Annotated in this window: 22 protein-coding genes and 1 pseudogene; 10 read left to right on the forward strand and 13 right to left on the reverse strand. The window is 63.0% G+C overall.

The genetic code is table 11. The features are described 5' to 3' along the window. The first annotated feature begins 145 nt into the window (after positions 1–145). Positions 146–1,729: a glutamate--cysteine ligase gene (gene gshA / locus B2V21_RS15685; RefSeq protein ID WP_286917336.1), complete on the forward strand. Its 1,584-nt coding sequence runs from the start codon at positions 146–148 to the stop codon at positions 1,727–1,729. A gap of 147 nt (positions 1,730–1,876) precedes the next feature. On the opposite strand, the gene argA is transcribed toward gshA, so the two are convergent. Both argA and argE read right to left on the reverse strand, forming a co-directional pair. Then, positions 1,877–3,175 carry an amino-acid N-acetyltransferase gene (argA, locus tag B2V21_RS15690; protein WP_286917337.1) on the reverse strand — a complete coding sequence of 433 codons (1,299 nt, stop codon included), beginning with the start codon at positions 3,173–3,175 and terminating at the stop codon, positions 1,877–1,879. 133 nt (positions 3,176–3,308) lie between these two features. Next, a complete protein-coding gene (gene argE / locus B2V21_RS15695) occupies positions 3,309–4,463 on the reverse strand; it encodes an acetylornithine deacetylase (RefSeq protein ID WP_134721999.1) in 1,155 nt (384 codons plus the stop codon). 139 nt (positions 4,464–4,602) lie between these two features. Between argE and B2V21_RS15700 the strand changes: the two genes are divergently transcribed. Then, positions 4,603–5,970: an inorganic triphosphatase gene (locus B2V21_RS15700; protein ID WP_056844704.1), complete on the forward strand. Its 1,368-nt coding sequence runs from the start codon at positions 4,603–4,605 to the stop codon at positions 5,968–5,970. An 88-nt stretch (positions 5,971–6,058) separates the two neighbouring features. Here the strand turns inward: B2V21_RS15700 and B2V21_RS15705 are convergent, their stop codons facing one another. Next, positions 6,059–6,529, reverse strand: coding sequence for an Lrp/AsnC family transcriptional regulator (locus tag B2V21_RS15705; RefSeq protein WP_090361129.1), 471 nt, complete (start codon positions 6,527–6,529; stop codon positions 6,059–6,061). A 126-nt stretch (positions 6,530–6,655) separates the two neighbouring features. Here B2V21_RS15705 and B2V21_RS15710 point away from each other — a divergent pair, with 126 nt between their 5' ends. The 3 genes from B2V21_RS15710 (at position 6,656) to B2V21_RS15720 (ending at position 9,312) form a co-directional block, all read left to right on the forward strand. Next, positions 6,656–6,982 carry a hypothetical protein gene (locus B2V21_RS15710; protein ID WP_049860249.1) on the forward strand — a complete coding sequence of 109 codons (327 nt, stop codon included), beginning with the start codon at positions 6,656–6,658 and terminating at the stop codon, positions 6,980–6,982. 101 nt (positions 6,983–7,083) lie between these two features. After that, positions 7,084–8,871: a GspE/PulE family protein gene (locus B2V21_RS15715; RefSeq protein ID WP_286917338.1), complete on the forward strand. Its 1,788-nt coding sequence runs from the start codon at positions 7,084–7,086 to the stop codon at positions 8,869–8,871. Positions 8,872–8,994: 123 nt separating this feature from the next. Further along, the gene (locus B2V21_RS15720; protein ID WP_043192301.1) at positions 8,995–9,312 is read left to right on the forward strand and encodes a DUF2388 domain-containing protein; all 318 of its coding nucleotides are present in this window, start codon (positions 8,995–8,997) and stop codon (positions 9,310–9,312) included. A 107-nt stretch (positions 9,313–9,419) separates the two neighbouring features. Here B2V21_RS15720 and betT read toward each other — a convergent pair whose 3' ends face one another. Then, positions 9,420–11,381, reverse strand: coding sequence for a choline transporter BetT (betT, locus tag B2V21_RS15725; protein ID WP_177331308.1), 1,962 nt, complete (start codon positions 11,379–11,381; stop codon positions 9,420–9,422). Between the two features lie 235 nt (positions 11,382–11,616). Further along, positions 11,617–12,546, reverse strand: coding sequence for a serine O-acetyltransferase EpsC (gene epsC, locus B2V21_RS15730; protein ID WP_376787067.1), 930 nt, complete (start codon positions 12,544–12,546; stop codon positions 11,617–11,619). A 249-nt stretch (positions 12,547–12,795) separates the two neighbouring features. On the opposite strand from epsC, the gene tcyJ reads away from it, so the two are divergent. Genes tcyJ through tcyN form a run of 3 tightly spaced genes read left to right on the forward strand, consistent with a single transcriptional unit; the run spans position 12,796 to position 15,006 of the window. Further along, positions 12,796–13,587: a cystine ABC transporter substrate-binding protein gene (gene tcyJ, locus B2V21_RS15735; protein ID WP_049860253.1), complete on the forward strand. Its 792-nt coding sequence runs from the start codon at positions 12,796–12,798 to the stop codon at positions 13,585–13,587. Then, complete coding sequence (gene tcyL, locus B2V21_RS15740; RefSeq protein WP_122742938.1) at positions 13,584–14,252, forward strand: cystine ABC transporter permease; 669 nt, start codon at positions 13,584–13,586, stop codon at positions 14,250–14,252. The genes tcyJ and tcyL overlap by 4 nt, the downstream gene beginning before the upstream one ends. Before the next feature lie 4 nt (positions 14,253–14,256). Continuing rightward, on the forward strand, positions 14,257–15,006 hold the full coding sequence (gene tcyN, locus B2V21_RS15745) for an L-cystine ABC transporter ATP-binding protein TcyN (RefSeq protein ID WP_056844707.1): 750 nt from the start codon (positions 14,257–14,259) through the stop codon (positions 15,004–15,006). 6 nt (positions 15,007–15,012) lie between these two features. On the opposite strand, the gene B2V21_RS15750 is transcribed toward tcyN, so the two are convergent. The 4 genes from B2V21_RS15750 to B2V21_RS15765 form a co-directional block, all read right to left on the reverse strand. Further along, positions 15,013–15,921 (reverse strand): SdiA-regulated domain-containing protein, encoded by a 909-nt coding sequence (locus B2V21_RS15750; RefSeq protein WP_056844708.1) that lies wholly within the window; start codon positions 15,919–15,921, stop codon positions 15,013–15,015. Between the two features lie 126 nt (positions 15,922–16,047). After that, the gene (locus B2V21_RS15755; protein ID WP_049860257.1) at positions 16,048–16,959 is read right to left on the reverse strand and encodes an SdiA-regulated domain-containing protein; all 912 of its coding nucleotides are present in this window, start codon (positions 16,957–16,959) and stop codon (positions 16,048–16,050) included. Between the two features lie 110 nt (positions 16,960–17,069). Further along, entirely contained in the window at positions 17,070–17,735 is a 666-nt protein-coding gene (locus tag B2V21_RS15760) for a fumarylacetoacetate hydrolase family protein (protein ID WP_286917339.1), read from the reverse strand. Between the two features lie 28 nt (positions 17,736–17,763). Next, the gene (locus tag B2V21_RS15765) at positions 17,764–19,158 is read right to left on the reverse strand and encodes an FAD-binding oxidoreductase (RefSeq protein WP_286917340.1); all 1,395 of its coding nucleotides are present in this window, start codon (positions 19,156–19,158) and stop codon (positions 17,764–17,766) included. Between the two features lie 214 nt (positions 19,159–19,372). Here B2V21_RS15765 and serA point away from each other — a divergent pair, with 214 nt between their 5' ends. Next, entirely contained in the window at positions 19,373–20,602 is a 1,230-nt protein-coding gene (gene serA, locus B2V21_RS15770; RefSeq protein WP_049860260.1) for a phosphoglycerate dehydrogenase, read from the forward strand. A 126-nt stretch (positions 20,603–20,728) separates the two neighbouring features. Here the strand turns inward: serA and B2V21_RS15775 are convergent, their stop codons facing one another. Continuing rightward, a complete protein-coding gene (locus tag B2V21_RS15775) occupies positions 20,729–21,364 on the reverse strand; it encodes a 2OG-Fe(II) oxygenase (protein ID WP_056844711.1) in 636 nt (211 codons plus the stop codon). Between the two features lie 130 nt (positions 21,365–21,494). On the opposite strand from B2V21_RS15775, the gene B2V21_RS15780 reads away from it, so the two are divergent. Further along, positions 21,495–22,247, forward strand: coding sequence for a DUF2059 domain-containing protein (locus B2V21_RS15780; RefSeq protein ID WP_286917341.1), 753 nt, complete (start codon positions 21,495–21,497; stop codon positions 22,245–22,247). Between the two features lie 108 nt (positions 22,248–22,355). Here the strand turns inward: B2V21_RS15780 and B2V21_RS15785 are convergent, their stop codons facing one another. From B2V21_RS15785 to B2V21_RS15795, 3 genes and pseudogenes are all read right to left on the reverse strand, one after another. Further along, a complete protein-coding gene (locus B2V21_RS15785) occupies positions 22,356–23,279 on the reverse strand; it encodes an alpha/beta hydrolase (protein WP_286917342.1) in 924 nt (307 codons plus the stop codon). Positions 23,280–23,451: 172 nt separating this feature from the next. After that, positions 23,452–24,336, reverse strand: a complete 885-nt coding sequence (locus B2V21_RS15790) for an ABC transporter permease subunit (RefSeq protein ID WP_049860264.1) — start codon at positions 24,334–24,336, stop codon at positions 23,452–23,454. After that, positions 24,333–24,431, reverse strand: a pseudogene (locus B2V21_RS15795) (putrescine ABC transporter permease PotH); the annotation flags it as partial. The gene B2V21_RS15790 and the pseudogene B2V21_RS15795, both read right to left, overlap by 4 nt.

Genomic DNA, 24,431 nt, shown 5'->3' on the forward strand with positions numbered 1-24,431 from the left:
CGGCGCAGGCGGTGTCGATTGCAGTACGGCCTGCACCTTGCCCGATCGAAACCAGGCGACGACGCCGGTTCCTTTTTGTCTTCACCCTTGCAGACCGTCCGCTCCACCCCCATATCGGGGCGACTGACGCGTGAAGGAATCCAACTTGAGCGAATTTCTCAACCGCCGCCTGACTTTGCTCGGCGAGCCTGCCACCCTTTCTCTGCTCGCGCAGTGCCTGCATGGCATCGAGCGTGAGTGCCTGCGCGTCAACCACGAGGGTCGCCTGGCACAGACGCCGCACCCCGAGGCGCTGGGGTCGGCGCTGACCAACGAACAGGTCACCACGGATTACTCCGAATCGCTGCTGGAATTCATCACGCCCGCACTCGAGGATCCCGCACAAACCCTGCACAGCCTGGAGCAGATTCACCGCTTCGTGTACAGCAAGCTGGGCAGCGAGTACCTGTGGAGTCCCTCCATGCCCTGCCCGCTGCCGGCCGAGGAAGATATCCCGCTGGCCTACTACGGCACCTCGAACATCGGCCGCCTCAAGTACGTCTATCGCCAGGGCCTGTCCCTGCGCTACGGCCGCACCATGCAGTGCATTGCCGGCATTCACTACAATTTCTCCCTGCCCGAGCAGCTGTGGCCGGTGCTCAAGCAGGCTGATGGCTATGTCGGCACCGATCGTGATTACCAATCGTCCGCGTACATCGCGCTGATTCGAAATTTCCGTCGCTACAGCTGGTTGCTGATGTACCTGTTCGGCGCCTCGCCGGCACTGGATGCCGGCTTCCTGCGCGGCCGCGCCCATCAGCTCGAGCAGTTGGATGCACAAACCCTGTACCTGCCCTACGCCACCAGCCTGCGCATGAGCGACCTGGGGTACCAGAGCAATGCCCAGGCCGGCCTGACGCCCTGCTACAACGATCTGGCCAGCTACACCGACAGCCTGCGCAAGGCGGTGGCCACGCCGTATCCGCCGTATGTGCAGGTGGGCACGCACAAGGACGGCGAATGGGTGCAGTTGAACACCAACATCCTGCAGATCGAAAACGAGTACTACTCCAACATTCGTCCCAAGCGGGTGACCTACAGTGGCGAGCGGCCGATCCAGGCATTGATGGCCCGTGGCGTGCAGTACATCGAAGTGCGCTGCCTGGACATCAACCCGTTCCTGCCCACCGGGGTCGACCTGACCGAGTCGCGCTTCCTCGATGCGTTCCTGCTGTTCTGTGCGCTGGAAAGCAGCCCGCAGATCGACAGCAACGAATGCGCGGCCTGTACCGGCAACTTCCTCAGCACGGTCAAGGAAGGTCGTCGGCCGGGCCTGCAGTTGCAGCGCAATGGCGAGGCGGTCGAGCTCAAGGCGTGGGCCGGCGATTTGCTGGAGCGTATCGACGCCGTCGCTGCATTGCTCGATCGCAGTACCGGTACCGATGAGCATGCCCAGGCGATGGCGGCGCAACGCGCCAAAGTCAGCGATCCTTCGCTGACGCCGTCGGCGCAGGTCCTGGCGAAGATGGCCGAGCAGAAACAGAGCTTCGCCGAGTTTTCCTTCAGCCAGAGCCAGGCCCATGCCGAGTACTTCCGGCAACAGCCCCTGAGCAGCCAAGACCAGGCGGAGTTCGAACAGCAGGCGCGCGATTCACTGGCCGCCCAGGCGACGCTCGAGGCCGAGGAAGTGGGCGATTTCGATGTGTTCGTCGGTTCCTATCAGGCAAGCATCCTGGCCATCAGCAACTGACAGCGGTGAATACCCTGCGGTATCTCTGCTGCACCGCAGCGCCCTTTTCGCGGGAAGAGCCCGCTCCCACAATGGATATGTGCTTATCTCATGTGGGAGCCGGGCTCTGCCCGCGAAGAAGGCGCCACCGGTCGGCCTGATGCGCCGCTATAGCGCCTTTTCGAAGATCTTCGAATTACGCTGGTAGTTGTACAGCGAGGCGCGTGCCGCCGGCAGGCGTTCGACGCCGCTGGGCACGAAGCCACGCTCGCGGAACCAGTGCGCCGTGCGGGTGGTGAGCACGAACAAGGTGTTCAACCCCAACGCCCGCGCTCGCTCTTCGATACGCTCGAGCAGCTCGTCGCCACGACCGCCATGGCGGTATTCCGGATTCACCGCCAGGCACGCCAGCTCGCCGGTCTGTGAGTCGGCGATCGGGTACAGCGCGGCGCAGGCGATGATCATGCCTTCACGCTCGACCACGCTGAACTGGGTGATCTCGCGCTCCAGCACTTCGCGAGAGCGGCGTACCAGGATGCCCTGCTCTTCCAGCGGGCTGATCAAGTCCAGCAAGCCACCGACGTCTTCGATGTTGGCTTCGCGTACCTGTTCGAACTGCTCCTGCGCCACCAGGGTACCGCCACCATTGCGGGTGAACAGCTCGGTGAGCAATGCGCCATCTTCGGCGTAGCTGACGATGTGCGCGCGGCTGACGCCCCCCTTGCACGCCTGGGCGGCCGCATCGAGCAATTCCCCCTGGTAATCGTTGCCCAGCCTTGACAGGTGCGCCGGCACCTGCTGCGGGCGCAGTTCGCGCACCAGGTGACCGGTTTCATCGAGCAGCCCCGGCTCGGCACCGAACAGCAGCAGCTTGTCGGCCGCCAGGTCGATGGCGGCCCGTGTTGCCACGTCTTCACAGGCAATGTTGAAGATCTCGCCGGTAGGCGAGTAACCCAGCGGCGACAACAGCACGATCGAGCGTTCGTCGAGCAGGCGGTTGATGCCCTTACGATCGACCCGACGCACTTCGCCGGTGTGGTGATAGTCGACACCCTCGACCACGCCGATCGGCCGCGCCGTGACCAGATTGCCGCCGGCCACGCGCAACCGCGAGCCCTGCATCGGCGAGGACGCCATGTCCATGGACAGGCGCGCCTCGATGGCGATCCGCAGATGGCCCACCGCATCGATGACGCACTCGAGCGTGGCCGCATCGGTAACCCTGAGGTTGCGATGATAGTGCGGGCTCAGGCCGCGCGCGGCCAGACGGCTTTCGATCTGCGGGCGCGATCCATGGACCAGCACCAGGCGCACGCCCATGCTGTGCAACAGCACCAGGTCGTGAACGATATTGCCGAAATTGGGGTGGGCAACGCCCTCGCCGGGCAGCATCACCACGAAGGTGCAGTCACGGTGGGCATTGATGTAGGGAGAAGCGTGGCGAAGCCAATTCACGTAGTCGGGCATAACGGCAGAAGCCTGTAGAAAAGTGGGACGAAAAGCATCACTCGGCGCACAGCGGTATGAGGGTTATCGTCGTGACAGGCTTGGCAACACGCGCGCACTCCTTGCAGGGATGACGGCCCGCAGGCACGCCGATTTAGGCAATCACCGATTCGAGGCAGTAATGCCCGATCAGTTCACGCAATAGACGCACGGTAGGCTGCAAACGTGACATTTCCAGGTATTCGCCGGGCTGGTGCGCACAGGCGATGTTGCCTGGCCCCAGCACCAGGGTTTCACAGCCCATGCTCTGGAAGTACGGCGCCTCGGTACCGAAGCCCACGGCCGCCGCCGTGTACCCCGTCAGCCGCTCGGCAACCCGCACCAACTCGGTGTCGGCACGCTGCTCGAAGGGTGGCACCTCGGCGAACAGCGGTGCATAGTCGATCTTCACCTGGTGCAACTCGGCCAACGGCGCAAGCTTGCTGCGAATGGCGGTGCGCAGGACCTGTGGGTCCATGCCCGGCAACGGCCGCAGGTCGAACTCCAGCGAGCATTGCCCACAGATGCGGTTGGGGTTGTCGCCGCCATGGATGCAGCCCAGGTTCAGGGTCGGTTGGGGCACGCTGAACTGCGCGTTGTTGTATTCGCGCTGCCATTGCCGACGCAGGTTCATCAGCTCGCCGATCGCCCCGTGCATCGCCTCCAGGGCGCTGTGCCCAAGGCTTGGGTCCGAGGAATGGCCACTGCGGCCAAGGATGTCGATGCGCTCCATCATCACCCCCTTGTGCAGGCGGATCGGCTTGAGCCCGGTCGGCTCGCCGATGACCGCGGCACGGCCCAGCGGCCGGCCGGCGGCGGCCAACGCCTTGGCACCGGACATCGAGCTCTCTTCGTCGCAGGTCGCGAGGATGATCAGCGGCTGCTTGAACGGCTGATCGATCAGGCCACGCACCGCCTCGATCGCCAGTGCGAAGAAGCCCTTCATGTCGCAGCTGCCCAGCCCGACCCAGCGTCCATCGACTTCGGTGAGCTTGAGCGGGTCGGTGTTCCACAGCGCCTCGTCGTAAGGCACCGTGTCGCTGTGCCCGGCCAGCACCAGACCGCCAGGGCCGCTGCCGAACGTGGCGATCAGGTTGAACTTGCCGGGCTCGACCTGCTGGATCTCGCAGGCGAAGCCCAGCTCGGTCAGCCAGTTGGCCAGCAGATCGATCACCGGGCCGTTGGACTGATCCAGGCTGGGCTGGGTGCAACTGACCGAAGGCGCCGCGATGAGGGCGGCGAATTGTTCCTGCATGGACGGCAATGGCATGGCGATCCTCCCGAGGCGAGCCCCATCATAGAGCCATCGGGCGCCAAGAATAAACCGCCGCGGCACGACTGCTGTACACTGCACGGCCTTATCTAGTCATCAGCGCGTTGTTGTCCGCCAGCGCTTGGATTGCCCCCTCATGCACAAAGAAACCGAAATCAAACTGCGCGTCAGCCGCGAAACGCTCGCTGCTCTGCGTGAGCATCCCCTGCTGAAAAAGCGCAACAAAAGTGGCTGGGAGCGCCGAGAGCTGTTCAACCAGTACTTCGACACGCCTGCCCGCGAACTGGCAGCGGCCAAGGTCGCCCTGCGCCTGCGTCGCGATGGCGAAGAAGTCATCCAGACCCTCAAGACCCGTGGCAGCAGCGTGGCCGGGCTGTCGCAGCGCAACGAGTACGACTGGAACCTGCCCAAGGCCAAGCTCGATCTGAAGAAGCTCGACGGCGAATGCTGGCCCGAGCAACTGGCCGAGCTGGACAAGAAGACCATCAAGCCGGTATTCACCACCGACTTCGTCCGCGAGCGGGCGGAAATCGCCTGGGGCCGCGGCAAGGCCCGGGTGGTTATCGAAGCGGCCCTGGACCTGGGCAAGGTCATCGTCGGCAAGCAGTCCGAAGAGATCTGCGAGCTGGAGCTGGAACTGCGTGAAGGCGAGCCTGCGGCATTGCTGGAGCTGGCCGCCGAGCTGGCCGAAAAACTGCCCCTGATGCCCTGCGACATCAGCAAGGCCGAGCGCGGCTATCGCCTCAGCGATCCGGACAGCTACGCGCTGAGTCTGCCCGCCCCCGAGCTGGGCGCCGAGACGACGCTCGACGATGCCTTTACCGCCCTGGCCTGGCACCTGTTGGCAAACAGCCAGCGACTGGCCGAGCAGTACCGCTTCAACGGCCACTGGCGCCTGCTGCAGGACTGGGTGCAACAGCTCATCGAGTTGCGCGGGTTGGTCGGCAGCCTGGGCCAGGCCGCACCGCGCGCCAGCAGCAACGAACTGCGCACTGCCCTGGACGCCCTGCTCGAAGACTGGCGCCCGCTGGTGCAGGCCGGGCAGGAAGACGAAGACGTGCGCAAGGCCGCACCCGAGCAGTTCGCCGAAGAGCTGCTGGACGTGCGCTGGGGCCAGTTCTCGCTGAACACCTCGCGCTGGCTGATGGGCCGCCTGTGGACGGTCGAGCGCAACAACCGCGGCAACCGTCAGGGCGCCGCTCAGCTGCAAAGCTGGCTAGGCCATCTGCTGGCCGAGGAAGGCGCAGCGCTGCAACTGCCCCGCTACCAGCAGCAACCTGAGGATCTGGCCGAGCAGTTGCCGCGTATCGAGCGGATCCAGAGCTGGCTGCATCTGGCCCGTGGCGTACTGGACGTGCCGGAAGTCGATCGCCTGTTCGGCGAGCTGAACAAGCTGCACGCTCTGGCCAGCCTGGACATCACCGATGAAGTGCTGGATGCGCGGATGCAACAGGCCATCGCCGTGAGTCAGAATCGCGCGTGGAAACTGTTGCTGCGCAAGTAAGCTTTGTGGTGTTTGTTCTGACCTCTTCGCGGCTGCTAGCCGCTCCTGCAGGGTGTTGTGAACCTGTAGGAGCGGCTGATCTCGCCAGTCACCGATCCACCGGCAGGCTGGTGGTCGACTTGATTTCGGACAGCGCCACCGTCGAATTCACCTCCTGAATGCCCGGCACCATCGACAACTTCTCGAAGAAGAAACGCTCGTAGGCCTCGATGTCCGGTGTGACGATGCGCAGCAGGAAATCGACATTGCCCATCAGCACATAGCACTCCAGCACCTCTGGAAAGCCCCTTATGGCCTCCGTGAACTCGGTGAAGTTCGACCGGCCGTGGGCGTTGAGTTTCACCTCGGCGAATATCTGAGTATTCAAGCCGATCTTCTTGCGATCCAGCAGGGTCACCTGCGCCCGGATGACCCCCTCTTCCTTGAGCCGCTGGATGCGCCGCCAGCAAGGCGACTGCGACAACCCCACCTGCTCGGCAATCTGCGCGCTGGACAGCGTGGCGTCCTCTTGCAGCAACGCCAGAATGCGCCGGTCGTAAGCATCCAGCGAGCTGTGCATAATTATTTCTCCATTGTTCGAATTTTAAAATTGTTTGATTCAAGATAGCCCCATAACGAGCAAAGTTGGGCAAGAAATACCGTGTTGGCCATGGGAGACTTTCCCCATTGACCACGGAGATCACCCATGTCTGCCTTTGAATCGCTGACCCCGCTACGCCCGGATGTCTGGGCCGCTGGCAATCTGACCACCACCGTGCAGTTCAACCTGAGTGCAGAGATCGAAGCCGACGTGCTTTGCCGGGTGCTCAACCTGTTTGCCATGCAGTACCTGATTCCCTGTCAGCTCGCGGCCCGCCAGGTGGCGGACAGCCTGGAAATCCAGGTGCAAGTGAGCGAGTTGAGCTGGCATCGCGCACAGGTGATCGCGGAAAAGATGCGCAACCTGATCAGTGTCCTTGATGTGCAACTGGCCGATGCTCAGCATCCGGCCCAGGTGCAATCGTACGCTTGAGTCGGCGACAAATGCGGCAATGGTTGCCATGAGGGCAATTTCCGGCATGGGCGCTAGGCTATGTGGCACGACAGATCGCGCACCGCCAAGGAGGCCCCCGCATGACCCTCGTCGCCACGACCCTGCGGCATCGCCCTGACTGCGACCTGTGCTTGCGTGAGCTGGTCGACGACTTGCTGGCCGACGGCCTTATCGGGCTGGAGCGCGCCCAGGCACTGCGCGACAGCCTCGACTACAATGAACCGCTTCAGACACACCCCCTGCAACAGCTCGCCGACTACCGATTACCCGATCTCCGCCAACCCGGACAATTGCTGACCCTCGAAGCGCTGACCCAATGGCTGGCGCAGCATGCCGACCAACCGTACCTGCGCATCGATCCGTTGTGCATCGACGTACCCACCGTGGTGGCCTTGATGCCCCAGGCCTTTGCTCAGCGCCATGGAATCCTTGCCGTGGCCGTGGACGAGCACAGTGTCACCATCGCCAGCGCGCAACCGTGGCAGCGTCAATGGGAGGCCGACCTGGCCCAGGTGCTCAAGCGCACGATCAGGCGCGTGGTGGCCAATCCCGTCGACATCCAGCGCTTCACCGAACAGTTCTTCCAACTGGCCCGCTCGGTCAGCGGCGCCAAAGTCCAGGGCCAGTCAGGCCATGCGGGCAACCTGGAGCAACTGCTGCAGCTGGGCGACATGGTCGCGCCTGCCGCCAGCGACCAGCACGTGGTCAACATCGTCGACTGGCTGTTCCAATACGCGTTCGAGCAACGCGCCAGCGATATCCATATCGAGCCTCGACGAGACTTCGGAGCGTTGCGCTTTCGCATCGACGGCTTGCTGCATTGCGTGTACCGCTTCCCCGAACAGGTCACGCTGGCCATCGTCAGTCGCCTGAAAAGCCTGGGTCGCATGAATGTCGCCGAGAAGCGCAAGCCTCAGGATGGGCGGATCAAAACCCGCCTGCCCGAGGGCCAGGAGATCGAGTTGCGCCTGTCCACCCTGCCCACGGCCTTCGGTGAAAAGCTGGTGATGCGCATCTTCGACCCACAGGTGCTGCTCAAGGATTTCGCCCAGCTCGGCCTTGTGGCCGACGACCTGAGTCGCTGGCGGGAGATGACCACCCAGGCTCATGGCATCGTGCTGGTCACCGGCCCCACCGGCTCGGGCAAGACCACCACGCTATACACCACCCTCAAGCAGCTGGCGACGCCGCAGATCAACCTGTGCACCATCGAAGACCCGATCGAGATGGTCGAACCGGCTTTCAATCAGTTGCAGGTACACCACAACATCGATCTGGACTTCGCCAGCGGCTTGCGTGCGCTGATGAGGCAGGATCCGGACATCATCATGATCGGCGAGATCCGCGATCTGGAGACGGCCGAGATGGCGATCCAGGCCGCCCTGACCGGCCATCTCGTGGTGTCGACCCTGCACACCAATGATGCCGTGGGCGCGATCACCCGGCTGCTGGAGCTGGGCGTCGCGCATTACCTGATCAAGGCCACGGTGCTGGGCGTCATGGCGCAGCGACTGGTACGCACGCTGTGCGTTGACTGCAAGGCGCCCACGCATATCGATCCGACAAGCTGGCAGGCCCTCATCGGGCCCTGGCGCATGGCTGTCCCGGAGGGTGCCCAGCGCGCCGTCGGTTGCCCGCGTTGTCGAGACACGGGTTACTGCGGGCGCGCCGGCGTGTATGAAGTGCTGCTGCTGAGCGATGGTGTGAAAGCCTGCATCGGCGCCAATACCGACTTCACTGCGCTCAGGCGTCAGGCGTGCAAGGAAGGTATGCGCAGCCTGCGCCTGGGGGGTGCGCGGCAGATCGCTACCGGCCTGACCACGCTCGAGGAAGTACTGCGCGTGACCCCGCGCATCGACGCGATGTGAAGCCGCCACTACGGGCCGCTCGACCGCCTCGGGGAACTTGAATGACATTGACCCTATCCAACGAGCAGAACGACAACTGCCCCGGATCACATTCGTACCGGATCACACTGTGGAGTCTCGATCATGCGCCTCAAAACCGCTGTTGCTACCCTCGCGTTGCTGTCCCTGCCCGTCAGCTCGGCCATGGCCGATCCCTTCTGGCGCAACGTGCTCTCCTCTGGCGCCACGACCGGCTCCTCCTACCTGACCTTCAAGGATCACAAGCTGATCATCGCCGCACAGGACGATGCCGGCAGCTTCGTGGCCAGCGAAGGCGGTATCCGCGGCCCGTATCTGGAAGCGGCGATCCAGAAAGTCCGTGCGCAGAACCCTGGTCTGGAAGCGTCCGACATGGACCTGGCCAACGCCATCCTGGCCAAGAACGCCGTCGCCGATAACTGACAGCGCGACCATGAAAAAACCCTCGCACATCGGTGCGAGGGTTTTTTTATGCGTGCAGCTTTTCGGTACCAGGTCGAGCGAGGGGCCTTGCGGCCCCTCCATGACCGTCAACGCACCAGGTGCAGGAACTGCATGTGCCGTTCGTACTGATCGAGGATGTCGTTGATGATCTGCTCCTTGCTGTAGCCGACCAGATCGTAATCCTGGCTGCCTTCGGACAGATGCACCTCCGCTCGATAGTAGCGGCGGTTCTTGAGCTCCTGGTTGCCCATCCCGCCACGGGCGAAGGATGGCGTGAAGTAACCGCGCATCTGCACCTGATAGATGAATGGCCGCTCCTCGCCGTGCCCGATTTCGAACGTCACGTTGTCGTGGCTGGTATCCTCCTGGGTCACGGCATCCAAGCCCTTCTCGGCGAACGAGGCGGTCACTTCGGCCACTGCCGGGCGCACATGGGTGTCCATGAACCGGTACACCTCGTCACGCGAGGGGAAGCTCACGGCCTGGCTCAGGCGCTGTCGCCAGCCGCCGCGCCCAGGCCGCGAGCTGGCAACCGGGGCCAGCGAATACAACTGGGCGATCTTGCGCTGGCCTTCCATGTGGAACGCCTTGTGCAGCCCCCACATCATCGCCAGCAGGATGATCGAGAACGGCAGCGAGGTCAGCACCACCGCCGATTTCAACGAATCGATGCTGCCGGCGAACAGCAGGCCACTGGTGACCAGCGCCGTCATCGCGCCCCAGAATACCCGCAGCCATTTCGGACCGTCTTCGTCCGGGTTGCCACCGCGTGCGGACAACGTCGAGAGCACGACAGTGCCCGAGTCGGCCGAGGTGACGAAGAACACGAAGCTGATGAACACGGTGACCGCGATCACTGTCCGCGCCCAAGGGTAGGTTTCCAGCAGCAGGTAGAGGGTCATCGACGGGTCGGTGATGGCCGACTGGCCGATCGCGGCCATGCCGTGGTTGATCACCTGGTCGATGGCGCTGTTGCCGAAGATCGACATCCACGCCAGGGTGAAACCCAATGGAATCAGCAGCACGCCGAAGACGAACTCGCGAATGGTGCGTCCCCGCGAGATGCGCGCGATGAACAGCCCCACGAACGGCGACCAGGCAATCCACCAGGCCCAGTAGAACACCGTCCAGTTGCCCAGCCAGTCGCTGGGTTTGTCATAGGCATAGACGTCGAAACTCTTGCTGGGCAGCGCGCCCAGATAGTCGCCGACGTTTTGTACCAGAGTGCTGAGCAGGTGCTGGGTCGGCCCTGCGAACAGCACGAACAGGAGCAGCGCACAGGCCAGCAGCATGTTGATGTCGGACATCACCCGCACGCCCTTGTCGACGCCGGAGACCGCCACCAGAATGGCTGCGCCCATCATCAGGGTGATCAGGATCACCTGGACCCATTGGGTATGGGCCACACCGAACAGGTAATCCAGGCCCGAATTGAGGTGCAGGACGCCAAAGCCCATGTCGGCACCCAGGCCGAAGATGGTAGCAATGATGCCAAAGCCATCCACGGCGTAGCCGATCGGCCCGTTGATGCGTTTGCCGATCAGCGGGTAGAGCGCCGAGCGCAGCGCCAGCGGCAGGTTGTGACGATAGGCGAAATAAGCCAGCGCCATACCGACGAAGGCAAACACGCCCCAGCCGTGCAAACCCCAGTGCAGGAACAGCAGCTGCATGGCCTGACGTGCGGCTTCCTGGGTACCCGCCTCGCCCTGCGGCGGTTGCAGCATGTGGGTCAGCGGTTCGGACACGCAGAAGAAGAACAGGGTGATGCTGATGCCGGCGGCGAACAGCATGCCGGCCCAGGACAGGTAGCTGAATTCGGGCTCGTCGTGATCGGCGCCCAGCTTGATCTTGCCGTAGCCCGACAGCGCGGTCACCACCACGAACACCAGGTACAGGGTCATGGCCAGCATGTAGTACCAGCCAACGGTGTTGGCCGCCCAGCTCTGCGCGGCCAGCAGCCATTGGCCGGCCGCCTGCGGGAAGGAAATGACGACGATGCCGAAAATCAGAATGAAGCTGGCGGCAAAGTAGAACACCGGAGGGTTCATGCGCACGTTGCCGCTAGGTGTCGATGAAGATGCACTCATGCGTTGTGCACTCCACACGTTCGGTAATGGAAGAAACTGGGCGTTTTCAGCAAGGGATGGCCTCCTGTTGAACGCGAATCGCGATCCATGGTTTTATTGAACGAGCGTTCAATTAAAACACGAGTGATGGGTAGATGGCCAATTGATGGGCCAAACGGTCCTGTTGAACAAGCCGCTGGCCGTGCGCCGTGTACGCTTATTTCTGGCTGCTGTCGTGCTGCACCAGATTGGCTTGGGTCAGGTTACTGCCGGCGGGCACGGTGCGCGTGAGCCACACGTTGCCGCCGATGGTCGAGCCCTTGCCGATGGTGATGCGACCCAAAATGGTCGCCCCGGCATAGATGACCACATCGTCCTCGACGATCGGGTGGCGAGGATGACCTTTCTGCAATTGTCCGGACTCGTCCGCCGGGAAGCGCTTGGCGCCCAGGGTGACCTGCTGGTAGATACGCACCCGTTCACCGATCACGGCGGTTTCGCCGATCACCACGCCTGTGCCATGGTCGATGAAGAAACTCGGGCCGATTCGCGCCCCGGGGTGAATATCGATACCGGTCGCCGAATGGGCTAGTTCCGAGCTGATGCGCGCCAGCAACGGCAGGCCGGCCAGATACAGATGGTGAGCCAGACGATGATGAATCACGGCCAGCACGCCGGGGTAGCAGAGCAGCACCTCATCGACGCTGCGCGCCGCCGGATCGCCGTGGTAGGCCGCCAGCACATCGGTATCGAGCAACCGCCGCAGGCCCGGCAGGGCGGCAGCGAAATCCTGGATCAACTGCAACGCTTTGGCGTCGACGGCCGGCAGGTCGCAGTCACCATTGCGCGCCGCGTAACGCAGCTCCAGGCGAGCCTGGGTCAGCAGTTCGTTGAGCGCGGCGTCCAGGGTGTGGCCGACGTAGAAATCTTCGCTTTCCTCGCGCAGGTCCACCGGCCCCAGGCGCATCGGGAACAACGCACCGCACAGCTGTTCGAGCACCTGGGCCATGGCCTCGCGCGAAGGCAGCTCGCGACCGCCCTGCATGCCGCAGCTGCGCCCGTTCTGCCGACGCCAATCGGACCGCGCCTCATGCAACTGGCCGACGATGGACTGTAACTGCCAATGGCCTTTGCGTGCCTGAGGAATGTCGTTCACGGTTATGTCCTGCCCTGTGCGAAAACAGCGATGGCCGCCGATAGGCGCCCACCATACGGGAAAAATCCTGGCACCAAAAAGAACGCTTTGGATCGATCGTGGAGCATCTGAACATAAGCCGGGGTCATACGTTCCGTGGCTACCGTTGGGACTTGTGGGCCAGCGTGGCGGTGCCTATAGTCCTGTTTTCCGATCGCGCCCCTCCTTCATCACGATCATCCATTACAACAAGGATTCGCCATGAATTTTCCCGCATTGCGCAAACACCTGCTGATCGCCGGTCTGGTTCTGGGCAGCTCGCTGCTGGGCCAGGCGGTCGCCGGCGAACAGTTGCAGAAGATCAAGGACGCCGGTGTCATCAACGTCGGCCTGGAGGGTACCTATCCACCGTTCAGCTTCGTCGATGAAAACGGCAAGCTGACCGGTTTCGAAGTGCAGCTTTCCGAGGCGTTGGCCAAGGAGCTGGGCGTCAAGGTCAAACTGCAGGCGACCCCGTGGGCCGGCATCCTCGCGGCGCTGGATTCCAAGCGTCTGGACATCGTGGTCAATCAGGTGACCATCTCCGAGGAGCGCAAGAAGAAGTACGACTTCTCCACGCCCTACACCATTTCCGGTATCCAGGCGGTGGTCGCCAAGAAGAACGCCGACAGCATCAAGCAGGCGTCGGACCTGGGGGGCAAGAAAGTCGGCATGGGCCTGGGCACCAACTACGAGCAGTGGCTCAAGGACAACGTGCCGAGCGCCATCGTGAAGACCTATGACGATGACCCCACCAAGTACCAGGACCTGCGTGTCGGCCGCATCGATGCCATCCTGGTGGATCGCCTGGCGGCCTTCGACCTGATCAACAAGACCAACGAGACTCTGGCCCTGGCCGGCGACGCGTTCTCGCGTCAGGAATCGGGGATCGCCGTGCGCAAGGGCGAACCGGAGCTGCTCAAGGCCATCGACGACGCTCTGGAGAAACTGCGCAAGGACGGCACCCTGGCCAAGCTCTCCAAGCAATGGTTCAGCGCTGACGTCACCCAATGATCGAGAGCAGCCTGCAGCTGATGCTCGATTCGGCGCCCTTTCTGCTCAAGGGCGCCTACTACACGATATTTCTCAGCCTGGGCGGCATGTTCTTCGGCTTGCTGCTGGGTTTCGGCCTGGCGCTCATGCGCCTGTCCAGAAGCCGGTTGCTGAGCTGGCCGGCGCGGGTCTACGTGTCGTTCTTCCGCGGCACACCGTTGCTGGTCCAGCTGTTCGTGATCTATTACGGCCTGCCCCAGGTCGGTATCGAGCTGGACCCACTGTCGGCGGCGCTGATCGGGTTTTCCCTGAACATGGCAGCCTATGCCTGTGAAATCCTGCGCGCAGCGATCGCATCTATCGAGCGCGGCCAGTGGGAAGCGGCCGCCAGCATCGGCATGACCCGCGCGCAGACCCTGCGCCGGGCCATCCTGCCGCAGGCCATGCGCACCGCGCTGCCGCCGCTGGGAAACAGCTTCATCTCGCTGGTCAAGGACACGGCGCTGGCCGCCACCATCCAGGTACCGGAGCTGTTCCGTCAGGCGCAGTTGATCACAGCACGCACGTTCGAGATCTTCACCATGTACCTGGCGGCCGCATTGATCTACTGGCTGTTGGCAAGCATTCTGGCGCACCTGCAGAATCACCTGGAACGGCGGGTCAACCGCCACGACCAAGAGGCGTGAAGCAATGATCGTGGTAAAGGGCCTGACCAAGCAGTTCAATGGTCATACGGTGCTCAAGGGCATCGATCTGGAGATCGCCGCCGGCGAAGTGGTGGCCATCATCGGCCCCAGCGGTTCGGGCAAGACGACCTTCCTGCGTTGCCTGAACCTGCTGGAAACACCCACCAGCGGCCGCATCCGCGTGGGCGACATCGAAATCGACGGTGCCCGCGTGGCACAGCAGCAAGGCTTGATTCGCGAGCTGCGCCAGCAAGTGGGCTTCGTCTTCCAGAACTTCAACCTGTTCCCCCATCGCACGGCATTGGAAAACGTCATCGAAGGGCCGGTGGTGGTCAAGAAAACGGCCATGGCCGAGGCGGTCGAACTGGGCCGCAGCCTGTTGGCGAAGGTGGGTCTGGCCGGCAAGGAGGACGCCTATCCCAGGCGGCTGTCGGGGGGGCAGCAGCAACGCGTGGCGATTGCCCGGGCACTGGCCATGCAGCCGCAGGTGATCCTGTTCGACGAGCCGACTTCGGCGCTCGATCCGGAGCTGGTCGGCGAGGTGCTGGCGACCATTCGAGGCCTGGCGCAGGAACGGCGGACCATGGTCATCGTCACCCACGAGATGCAGTTCGCCCGGGACGTGGCCAACCGCGTGGTGTTCTTCGACCAAGGCGTGATCGTGGAGCAGGGCCCGGCCCGTGAGCTGTTCGCCAACCCGCAGCAGGCGCGGACCCGGCAGTTTCTCGATAAATTCCTGCACCCCGAGCGGTAATACCGCTCAGGGTTTGCGGAACACGTAGAACAGGTTCGGTTCGCTGACCATGTACAGGTTGCCATCGTCGTCCATGGCGATGCCTTCGGGTTGCGGCACGCTCTTGCTCAAACCCTGGTGGCCCTTGCGCAGCGACATGGTGCTCAGGGGCCGCCCCTGCACGTCCAGTTCGACCACCAGCAGCGACTCGTCCGAGAGTGCCAGCAGGTGACCACTGCGTTCGTCGTACTGCAGGCTGGAAAGATCGCGCACGAACAGCCCGGCATCGCGCCGACGGTCCTGGGTGACCTGCACGTCCAGCGGCTTGTCACTCACCCCCCGTGGAAAACCCTGCACCTCGTAGATCAGCATGGGGTCGCGCTCGCGCGCCACGAACAGGCGCTTGCCGGCCGAATCGTAGGCCAGCCCTTCGAAGCCCTTGTTGCTTCGGCCACCGAAGTTGAGGCTCAACTGCTCGGCGTGCTGCGCATCGAGGATCTGCGTGGTGTCGTCGATGTTGATCTTGATAAGCCGTTGCTGGCGCTCGTCGGTGATCACATAGACACCGGGGCTGATGTACTCGACCGCTTCCGGGTCACCGAATCCGACCAGCTCGATCCGCCGCAGGATTTTGCCCTGCAGCGACAGTTCGATCAGCTCCGAGCGCTGGTTGGTGACGGTGAACAAGGTCTTGCGCGACGGGTCGAAGGTCAGCGCCGAAATGTCGTCGTCCAGACCTTCGATCACCTTTGCTTCGATATCCACCTGATAGCTGTCCAGATCGATCGCACCCGGCAGGGGCCCGCCCAGCCAGCGCTCGACATTGAAACTGGCGCGTTCGAGCCAGCGAAAGTGGTGCAGCGCGGCGAAGGCGCAGATCAGCGTGAGCAGTGCCGCGATCAGCAGCAGGTGTACGGGTCGAACGAAGAAACGCATCGCGTCGGGCTCTTGAATGAAGTGTGCGCATCAAACCATTAAATGATGAAGCCAAGCTTAAGTTTCTACGGATAAACCTGTAGGAAATCTCCGCAACATCACTGTACTGAAAGCGCGCTCGCCGCCTCAGTGCTTGCGCAACACGTAGAACAGATTTGGCTCGCTTACCAGATAGAGGGTGCCCTCGTCATCGATGGTCACCCCTTCAGCACGCGGGATGGTGTCCTTGAGTCCGTTCATGCCGCCCAGCAACGTCATGAAGCTCCATTGCTTGCCCGCTTCGTCATACTCCATCAGCAAGTGCGAGTCGGCCGACAGCAGCAGGCGGTGGCCGGTGCGAGGATCCACTGCCAGCGCCGAGAGGTTGCGCATGTCCAGGTCGGACGCATCCAGGCGTTGTTTCTCGCCGATGGGCTGGCCATCGCTGCCCAGCTTCAGCGAGAACAGCGCCGGTGGTCGCTCCTCACCCAGCAGCAGGCGCTGGTTGCGCGGATCCCAGGCCAGCCCTTCGAAGGCCTTGTTCTGATCCGTCGAAGGGCCGAGGTCGAACGATGCGAAATCGGCGATGTTCAGCTCGCGGGTATCGGCGTCGACCTTGACCACGGTCAACTGGTGCTGGCGCTCGTCGATGATCGCCAGACGCCCGTCGGGCAGCGCCGTGACCGCCTCCGGATTTTTCCAGCCGTTGAGTGGCATCTTGCGCAACACGTCGCCCTGCAGGCTCAATTCGGTCAGGTAGGGATTCTTGCCCATGACCGCGAACAGCGTGCGGGTACCAGAGTGATAGGTGATGTCCGAAGCCTCGTCGCCTTCCATGCCCGGCAAGTGCTTGCCGTCGATCACGGCCTTGTAGTCGGGCAACCAGATGCTGGCCTTGCGCTGCGCGCTGTTCTGCGTCCACTCCTGCACCCACAGCTCGGCCCGGTCGTCCCAGTGCAGGACCACGGCGACGATGTAGCCGCTCAGCAGCACCAGCAGGGTCCACAGGTACCAACGTTTATACAGGGGGCGGGATGAATGCAGCGCGGCGCGGACCATGGAGTACCCTTGCTGGAGATGGATTCATACGGGCACATCTGGACGATGCACCCACTGGGGTGGGGGCATTATCCAGATCGAATGTAAAAAAAAAGTGAGGCGCGGCGCGACTACTGAACGCGGCTTTCGAAGTGGCTGACACCCGGCAGTTCCAGCACGATATCGGCGCCGACTTCAAGCGGACCGACCCCGGCCGGGGTGCCAGTGAGAATGACGTCGCCGGCCTGCAGCGAGAAACATCCGGCCATGTACTGGATCATCGGCACGATGGGGTTGAGCATCAGGCTGCTGTTGCCGTCCTGGCGCACTTCGCCGTCGATGGTCAGGCGTATCGGGATGTTGGTGAGGTCAGGGAAGCTTGCCGCCGACACAAAGGGTGCGATCACCGCGGCGCCGTCGAACGACTTGGCGATCTCCCACGGCAGGCCTTTCTCGCGCAGGCGTGACTGGACGTCGCGCAAGGTCAGGTCCAGCGCCGGAGCAAAACCGGAGATGGCATCGATGACTTCTTCGACACTGGGCCGGGTGCTCAGGGATTTGCCCAGCAGCACCGCGATCTCGGCCTCGTAGTGCACCGCGCCGCGGTCGGTGGGAATGCTGAAGGTTTCCTGCAATGGCACCACGCAGCTGCTGGGCTTGATGAACAGCAGCGGTTCGGTCGGGATCGGGTTGTCCAGTTCCTTGGCGTGTTCGGCGTAGTTGCGGCCGATGCACACCACCTTGCCCAGCGGGAAGTGGATACGGGTGCCATCGATGTACTGGTGCTGGTAGCTCATTGCTCGAACCTCTGCTCAGATGAACGCATCAAATGGAAAAGATCTTGCCCGGGTTCATGACCCCATTGGGGTCGAACACGGCCTTCATGGCCTTCATGTACTGGATTTCGACCGGCGAACGGCTGTATTGCAGGTAGTCGCGCTTGACCATGCCCACGCCGTGCTCGGCGGAGATGGAGCCGTTGTACTTGCGTACGGTTTCGAAGACTTCGGTATTGACCAGCGCACACTCGGCGAAGAACGCGTCCTTGTCCATGTGCTCGGGCTTGAGGATGTTCAGGTGCAGGTTGCCGTCGCCGATGTGGCCGTACCACAGTACGTCGAAGGCCGGGTAGCGTTCGCTGACGATGGCGTCGATTTCGCGCAGGAAGGCCGGCACCTTGGAAATGGTCACCGAGATGTCGTTCTTGTACGGCACCCAATGGGAAATGGTTTCGGAAATGTACTCGCGCAGCTTCCACAGGTTGCGCAACTGCTGCTCGCTCTGGCTCATCACCCCATCCAGCACCCAGCCCTGCTCCACGCAGTGCTCGAAGGTGGCCAGCGCGGTGTCGGCGATGTCATCGGTGGTGGCTTCGAATTCCAGCAGGGCATAGAACGGGCAGGCCGTTTCGAACGGCGCCGGCACGTCGCCGCGGCCCAGCACCTTGGCCAAAGCCTTGTCGGAGAAGAACTCGAACGCCGTGAGGTCGAGCTTGCCCTGGAACGCGTGCAGCACCGGCATGATCGCGTCGAAGTCGGCGGTGCCGAGCACCATCGCGGTGAGGTTCTTCGGCGCGCGGTCCAGACGCATGGTGGCCTCGACGATGAAGCCCAGGGTGCCCTCGGCACCGATGAACAGCTGACGCAGGTCGTAGCCGGTGGCGTTCTTGATCAGGTCCTTGTTCAGCTCCAGCAGATCGCCCTGGCCGGTGACGACCTTGAGGCCCGCCACCCAGTTGCGCGTCATGCCGTAGCGAATGACCTTGATGCCGCCAGCGTTGGTGCCGATGTTGCCACCGATCTGGCTGGACCCCGACGAGGCGAAGTCCACCGGGTAGTACAGGCCATTCTCTTCGGCCAGGTTCTGCAACTGCTTGGTGATGACCCCAGGCTGGCACACCACGGTGCGGTCGGTGGCGTTGAATTCGAGCACCTTGTTCATGTAGTCGAACGACACCACCACTTCGCCGTTGGCCGCCACCGCTGCCGCCGACAGACCGGTGCGGCCGCCGGAGGGCACCAGCGCGACCTGGCGCTGGTTGGCCCAGCGAACGATGGCCTGGACCTGTTCGATGGTCTTGGGAAAGGCGATGGCGCTGGGGGCCGGGGCGTACTGTTTGGTCCAGTCCTTGCCGTAGGTGTCGAGGGAGGCGGCATCGGTGAGGACCTTGCCGGGCTCGAGCAGGGTCTTGAGTTCATCGATCAAGGCGTGGCTGTTCATGGACGCGACTCTGGAAGTGAAGGTTTCACGAATCGAGCAGTTCGCGGCCCGTCAAACCTCGAACCATTCATAGTCACCCTGAGAACGGCTCATGACCCAGGATGGGCGTACGACAGGGAGGCTATGCTAGCATACGCACCCCGCCAATCGAGCTCTGGCCCGGTGCGCGCCGCTTCACTTCCTGCCATTTTTTTCGGGACACAGGTTTACGCAGATGAGCAAGACTTCCCTCGACAAGAGCAAGATCAAGTTCCTTCTTCTCGAAGGCGTCCACCAATCCGCCGTGGACGTCCTCAAGGCTGCCGGCTATACCAGCATCGAGTACCACACCAAGTCGCTGCCCGAAGCCGAACTCAAGGAAAAGATCGCCGACGCGCACTTCATCGGCATTCGCTCACGCACCCAGCTGACCGAAGAGCTGTTCGACTGCGCGAAGAAACTGGTGGCCGTGGGCTGCTTCTGCATCGGCACCAACCAGGTCGACCTGGCCGCTGCCCGCGAACGCGGCATCGCCGTGTTCAATGCGCCGTACTCCAACACCCGCTCCGTGGCCGAGCTGGTACTGGCCGAGGCCATCCTGCTGCTGCGCGGCATCCCCGAGAAGAATGCTTCCTGCCACCGTGGCGGCTGGATCAAGAGCGCGGCGAATTCCTTCGAGATCCGTGGCAAGAAGCTGGGCATCATCGGCTATGGCTCGATCGGTACCCAGCTCTCGGTCCTGGCCGAAGGCCTGGGCATGCAGGTGTACTTCTACGACACCGTGACCAAGCTGCCGCTGGGCAACGCCACTCAGGTCGGCAGCCTGACCGACCTGCTGGGCATGAGCGACATCGTCACCCTGCACGTGCCTGAAACCGCCGCCACCCAGTGGATGATCGGCGAAAAGGAAATCCGCGCCATCAAGAAGGGCGGCATCCTGATCAACGCCGCGCGCGGCACCGTGGTCGAGCTCGACGCACTGGCCGAGGCGATCAAGGACAAGCACCTGATCGGCGCCGCCATCGATGTGTTCCCGGTCGAGCCACGCTCCAACGACGACGTTTTCGAAAGCCCGCTGCGTGGCCTGGACAACGTCATCCTGACCCCGCACATCGGCGGTTCCACGGCCGAAGCACAGGCCAACATCGGTCTGGAAGTGGCCGAGAAACTGGTCAAGTACAGCGACAACGGCACCTCGGTGTCGTCGGTCAACTTCCCCGAAGTGGCCTTGCCGGCGCATCCGGGCAAGCACCGCCTGCTGCACATCCACGAAAACGTGCCGGGCGTGATGATGGAGATCAACAAGGTCTTCGCCGAGAACGCCATCAACATCTCCGGCCAGTTCCTGCAGACCAACGAAAAGGTCGGCTACGTGGTGATCGACGTCGACGCCGAATACTCGGATCTGGCGCAGGAAAAACTGCAACAGGTCACCGGGACCATTCGTTGCCGCGTACTGTTCTGATAGCGGCCGGATTGCGGTGTGCCTGGCACACCGCGTCGTCTGGTTCGCGGCTGCTAGCCGCTCCTACAATCAACCCAGATCTCCTGTAGGAGCGGCTGGTAGCCGCGAACCAGGCGACGCGGTGTATCAGAACGGCTCATTGCCTCGCCGCCGAAACCAGCCCGTCAGCGACAGTCGATTGCGCTGTGCCGGCATCACTTCGTGCGGTACCTCTCCGGAAAGAAACACCACCAGCGTGCCACCGATCGGCTGCACGTCGTACGCCGTGTCGCCTTGCAGGTACATGCGCAATTGCCCCCCATCCGCTTCGCTCCAATCCGCATCGTTCAGGTACAGCACCGCTGAAACCATGCGCCGGTCATCGTCGCGAAAGCGGTCCAGATGACGCAGGTAGACACTGCCCGGCGGGTACAGGGCGAAGTGGCATTCGAAGTCTTCCAGCCCCAGGAACAGACCACGGTTCAGGGCTTCGCGCAGGCTGTCCATGACTGACAGGTAGGTGTCGCACGGCAGCGCTTCGCCCGGCTCGATCCACTGGATACGATCACCGCGAATGCCTTCGCGAATCTCCTGGGACGGGCCACGCCCGACGGCCGCTGGCGCCAGCTCGCCCTGGGCATGACGGGTACGGCATTCGGCCGCCAGCGCCAGGGTCAACGCCTGGGGCACGAAGAGTTCCTGCTGCGACCAACCCTGCTCGGCCAGGTCGTCGACGATGCGCAGCAGCAGCGGATGGTCAGAAGGTATTTGCATGCCCGGCATAGTATCCATACGCCCGCAAAACCGACAGAGGCTTGCACAGTGTCGATGCATCCAAGCGCGATGCCTGTGTCACTTCTCGACAAAGCCTGGCAATGCCACGGACAATGGCCCCTTGCCGACAGGAGTCCCTATGCGCCGCGTCCTTGTGTTCTTGATGATGTTCAGTACGACGCCTGCCTGGGCCGACGACCACGACTTGCTGTACAAGGCCGCTGGCTGGCCTGAACAAAGAGCGCATTTCAGCGATGCCCTCAAGGCTGCCCAGCAGCGCTACCAGAGCAGCCTGCCACCGGCTGTGTTTCAGGCACTGGTGAGCAACAGCGACCAACGCTTCGCGGCCCAGGCCATGGACCAGCGTGCCGAAGCGCGGCTGCGTCAGGGGTTGGCCGATCCCAAGCCTGCCCTCGCCTTCTTCGAATCGCCATTGGGCCGCAAGATCGTCGCCGCCGAACTGCTCGCCACCCGTAGCGACCAACTGGCCAAGAACGCCCAGGGTTTGCCGAAACTGCAGGTCGAGTCCACCCGCGCGCTGTTGATCGGCCACCTGGCCCAGGCCCTACCCGCCCGCCAGGCCGGTGCAGAGGTCAGCCTGGCGATCGCCGGGGTGGCCGCCGACAGCCTCAGTTCGATGATTCCAGGTCTGCTGGGAGGCGGTCAGGCCGCGGGTTTGCTCGATGGCCAGCGTGAGCGGCTGCAGCAGCAGATCGGCATCGATTTGAACAATACGCTGCTATACGTGTACCGCGGTCTGTCTGATCCGGAACTGGAAGAGTTCGTCAATTTCGCCGAGTCTGCAGCCGGGCAGGCTTATTATCAGGCCGCCCTGGAGGCGGTACGGGCAGGATTGGCGGTCGGCCAGGCGCAGGGCCGGCCTGGGGCTTAGCGTGCCCATGCGGCCCTATTCGCGGGCAGAGCTCCCACAGGATCCACTAATGCCTGTGTGAGAGCGGGGCGGGCGGCGAGTCCTCTGCCCGCGAATGGAGCGACGCGGTTACAGATTCTGGTCAAAAAACCCGAAACACTGCGCCCGAATCGGCGGCACCTCATTGACCAGATGATGCTTGCCCCCCGCTACTTGCAACAGCCGCACTTCAGCGAACTTGCCGCGCAGTACCTTGAGGTTATGTCGCCAATCCACGGTGTCATCGTCATCCCCCTGCACGATCACCACCGTCCGCGCACTGCGCGGCGCGGCTTCGATGTGTTGCACCCACTGAACCAGCGCACCCACCCATGCCGTTGGCAGGCGCCGGGGTTGCAACGGATCGGCCTGCAGAAAAGGCAGAAAATCCACGTCGTTGCTATTGGCGCTGAAACGCCGCGCAATGCCGTTGACGAAAGGCTTGAGCAGGCGATAGCTGAGCTTGGACAGGCCCCACGCTACCGGCCGCACCAGCGGCGCCATCAACAGCACCTGTCCCTGTGCCGGTGACCGTGCCCCGTGGTACAGCAGATGGTCGATGATGATCGCGCCACCGGTGCTCTGGCCCAGCAAATGCCACGGCTGGGGCAACTGCAGCAGGCTCGCTTCGGCGAACAGGCCATTGAGGGTCGCCTGGTAATCGGCGAAGTTGTGGATGCTGGCCCGCTCTCCGCTGGACAGGCCATGACCTGGCAAATCGCAGGAAATGACCGCGAAGCCGCGCTCCAAAGCCCATTGCACGGCGTGCCGGTACAGCCCCATGTGGTCGTAGAAACCGTGCATGACGAAGAGCGTTGCGACAGGCCGTTGCGGCAGCCACACTTGGGCCACCAAATCGAAGCCGGCAGCGCTGAAACGACCCAGCCAGCTTTGTACCGGCAGGTCTAGCTGATAGAAGCGCTGGTAGGCCTGAGCCTCATCGGACAGCGGCTGTCGGGTGGCCAAGGGTGGCAGGGAATTGCGTAGGGTGTCTGGATGGAATGCAGAGGGCATGGATGATTGTTCCAAGGCAATACGAGTGCTGATCAGGCCGGCCTCTTCGCGGGCAGAGACCCGCTCCCACAATAAACCCGCGCTGTGTCTGTGGAGTAGTGTTCTATTGTGGGAGCGGGCTCTGCCCGCGAAGAGGCCCTCGAGGGCGCTGACGATCCAGCGCCCTACCCCATCAAACCGACGCCACCGGCCGCTGTGCCTTGGGCTGCTGCCAGGAGTTCGCTGCACTTTCCTCGATGGCTTGCTGGATCGCCTTGCGGCGCCGCTCTTCGGCCTGACGACCGAAATACCAGACCAGGAATGTCACCAGCGACACCGCCAGCAGAATCAGGCTGGCCACCGCGTTGATCTCGGGCTTCACGCCCAGGCGCACCGCCGAGAACACTTCCATCGGCAGCGTCGTGGAGCCCGGTCCGGATACGAAGCTGGCCAGTACCAGGTCATCCAGCGACAGAGCGAACGACATCATCCCACCCGCCGCCAGCGATGGTGCGATCATCGGGATGGTGATCAGAAAGAACACCTTCCACGGCCGTGCGCCCAGGTCCATGGCGGCCTCTTCGATCGACAGGTCCAGTTCACGCAGCCGCGAGGACACCACCACCGCCACGTACGAAGCGCAGAAGGTGGTATGGGCGATCCAGATCGTGGCGATACCGCGCTCCTGCGGCCAGCCGATCACCTGTGCCATGGCCACGAACAGCAGCAGCAACGACAGGCCAGTGATCACCTCGGGCATCACCAGCGGCGCTGTCACCAGGCCGCCGAACATCGTGCGGCCCCTGAAGCGACTGATACGGGTCAGCACGAACGCCGCCATGGTGCCCAGCGCCACAGCCGTCACCGCCGTGTAGCAGGCGATTTCCAGCGAGCGCATGACAGCGCCCATCAACTGGGCGTTGTCCAGCAGGCCGACGTACCACTGCACCGACCAGCCACCCCACACCGTCACCAGACGCGAGGCGTTGAAGGAGTAGATGACCAGGATCAACATCGGGGCATAGATGAAGATCAGCCCCAGTATCAGGATCAGTTTGGAGAACCCGAAACGCTTCATGCCTTGCCCTCCAGCTCTTTGGCCTGGCTGCGGTTGAACAGCACGATGGGCACGATCAGAATCGCCAGCATCAGCACCGCCAGCGCCGAGGCGAC

Source organism: Pseudomonas sp. UBA6276 (assembly GCF_002438365.1).
GTDB classification, from domain to species: domain Bacteria; phylum Pseudomonadota; class Gammaproteobacteria; order Pseudomonadales; family Pseudomonadaceae; genus Aquipseudomonas; species Aquipseudomonas coleopterorum.

Bases quoted from the DNA above. Each gene is read 5' to 3' on its own strand.
- argA (WP_286917337.1), bottom strand. From the start codon at position 3,175: ATGCCCGACTACGTGAATTGGCTTCGCCACGCTTCTCCCTACATCAAT.
- argE (WP_134721999.1), bottom strand. From the start codon at position 4,463: ATGCCATTGCCGTCCATGCAGGAACAATTCGCCGCCCTCATCGCGGCG.
- B2V21_RS15700 (WP_056844704.1), top strand. From the start codon at position 4,603: ATGCACAAAGAAACCGAAATCAAACTGCGCGTCAGCCGCGAAACGCTC.
- B2V21_RS15705 (WP_090361129.1), bottom strand. From the start codon at position 6,529: ATGCACAGCTCGCTGGATGCTTACGACCGGCGCATTCTGGCGTTGCTG.
- B2V21_RS15710 (WP_049860249.1), top strand. From the start codon at position 6,656: ATGTCTGCCTTTGAATCGCTGACCCCGCTACGCCCGGATGTCTGGGCC.
- B2V21_RS15715 (WP_286917338.1), top strand. From the start codon at position 7,084: ATGACCCTCGTCGCCACGACCCTGCGGCATCGCCCTGACTGCGACCTG.
- B2V21_RS15720 (WP_043192301.1), top strand. From the start codon at position 8,995: ATGCGCCTCAAAACCGCTGTTGCTACCCTCGCGTTGCTGTCCCTGCCC.
- betT (WP_177331308.1), bottom strand. From the start codon at position 11,381: ATGAACCCTCCGGTGTTCTACTTTGCCGCCAGCTTCATTCTGATTTTC.
- tcyJ (WP_049860253.1), top strand. From the start codon at position 12,796: ATGAATTTTCCCGCATTGCGCAAACACCTGCTGATCGCCGGTCTGGTT.
- tcyL (WP_122742938.1), top strand. From the start codon at position 13,584: ATGATCGAGAGCAGCCTGCAGCTGATGCTCGATTCGGCGCCCTTTCTG.
- tcyN (WP_056844707.1), top strand. From the start codon at position 14,257: ATGATCGTGGTAAAGGGCCTGACCAAGCAGTTCAATGGTCATACGGTG.
- B2V21_RS15750 (WP_056844708.1), bottom strand. From the start codon at position 15,921: ATGCGTTTCTTCGTTCGACCCGTACACCTGCTGCTGATCGCGGCACTG.
- B2V21_RS15755 (WP_049860257.1), bottom strand. From the start codon at position 16,959: ATGGTCCGCGCCGCGCTGCATTCATCCCGCCCCCTGTATAAACGTTGG.
- B2V21_RS15760 (WP_286917339.1), bottom strand. From the start codon at position 17,735: ATGAGCTACCAGCACCAGTACATCGATGGCACCCGTATCCACTTCCCG.
- B2V21_RS15765 (WP_286917340.1), bottom strand. From the start codon at position 19,158: ATGAACAGCCACGCCTTGATCGATGAACTCAAGACCCTGCTCGAGCCC.
- serA (WP_049860260.1), top strand. From the start codon at position 19,373: ATGAGCAAGACTTCCCTCGACAAGAGCAAGATCAAGTTCCTTCTTCTC.
- B2V21_RS15775 (WP_056844711.1), bottom strand. From the start codon at position 21,364: ATGCCGGGCATGCAAATACCTTCTGACCATCCGCTGCTGCTGCGCATC.
- B2V21_RS15780 (WP_286917341.1), top strand. From the start codon at position 21,495: ATGCGCCGCGTCCTTGTGTTCTTGATGATGTTCAGTACGACGCCTGCC.
- B2V21_RS15785 (WP_286917342.1), bottom strand. From the start codon at position 23,279: ATGCCCTCTGCATTCCATCCAGACACCCTACGCAATTCCCTGCCACCC.
- B2V21_RS15790 (WP_049860264.1), bottom strand. From the start codon at position 24,336: ATGAAGCGTTTCGGGTTCTCCAAACTGATCCTGATACTGGGGCTGATC.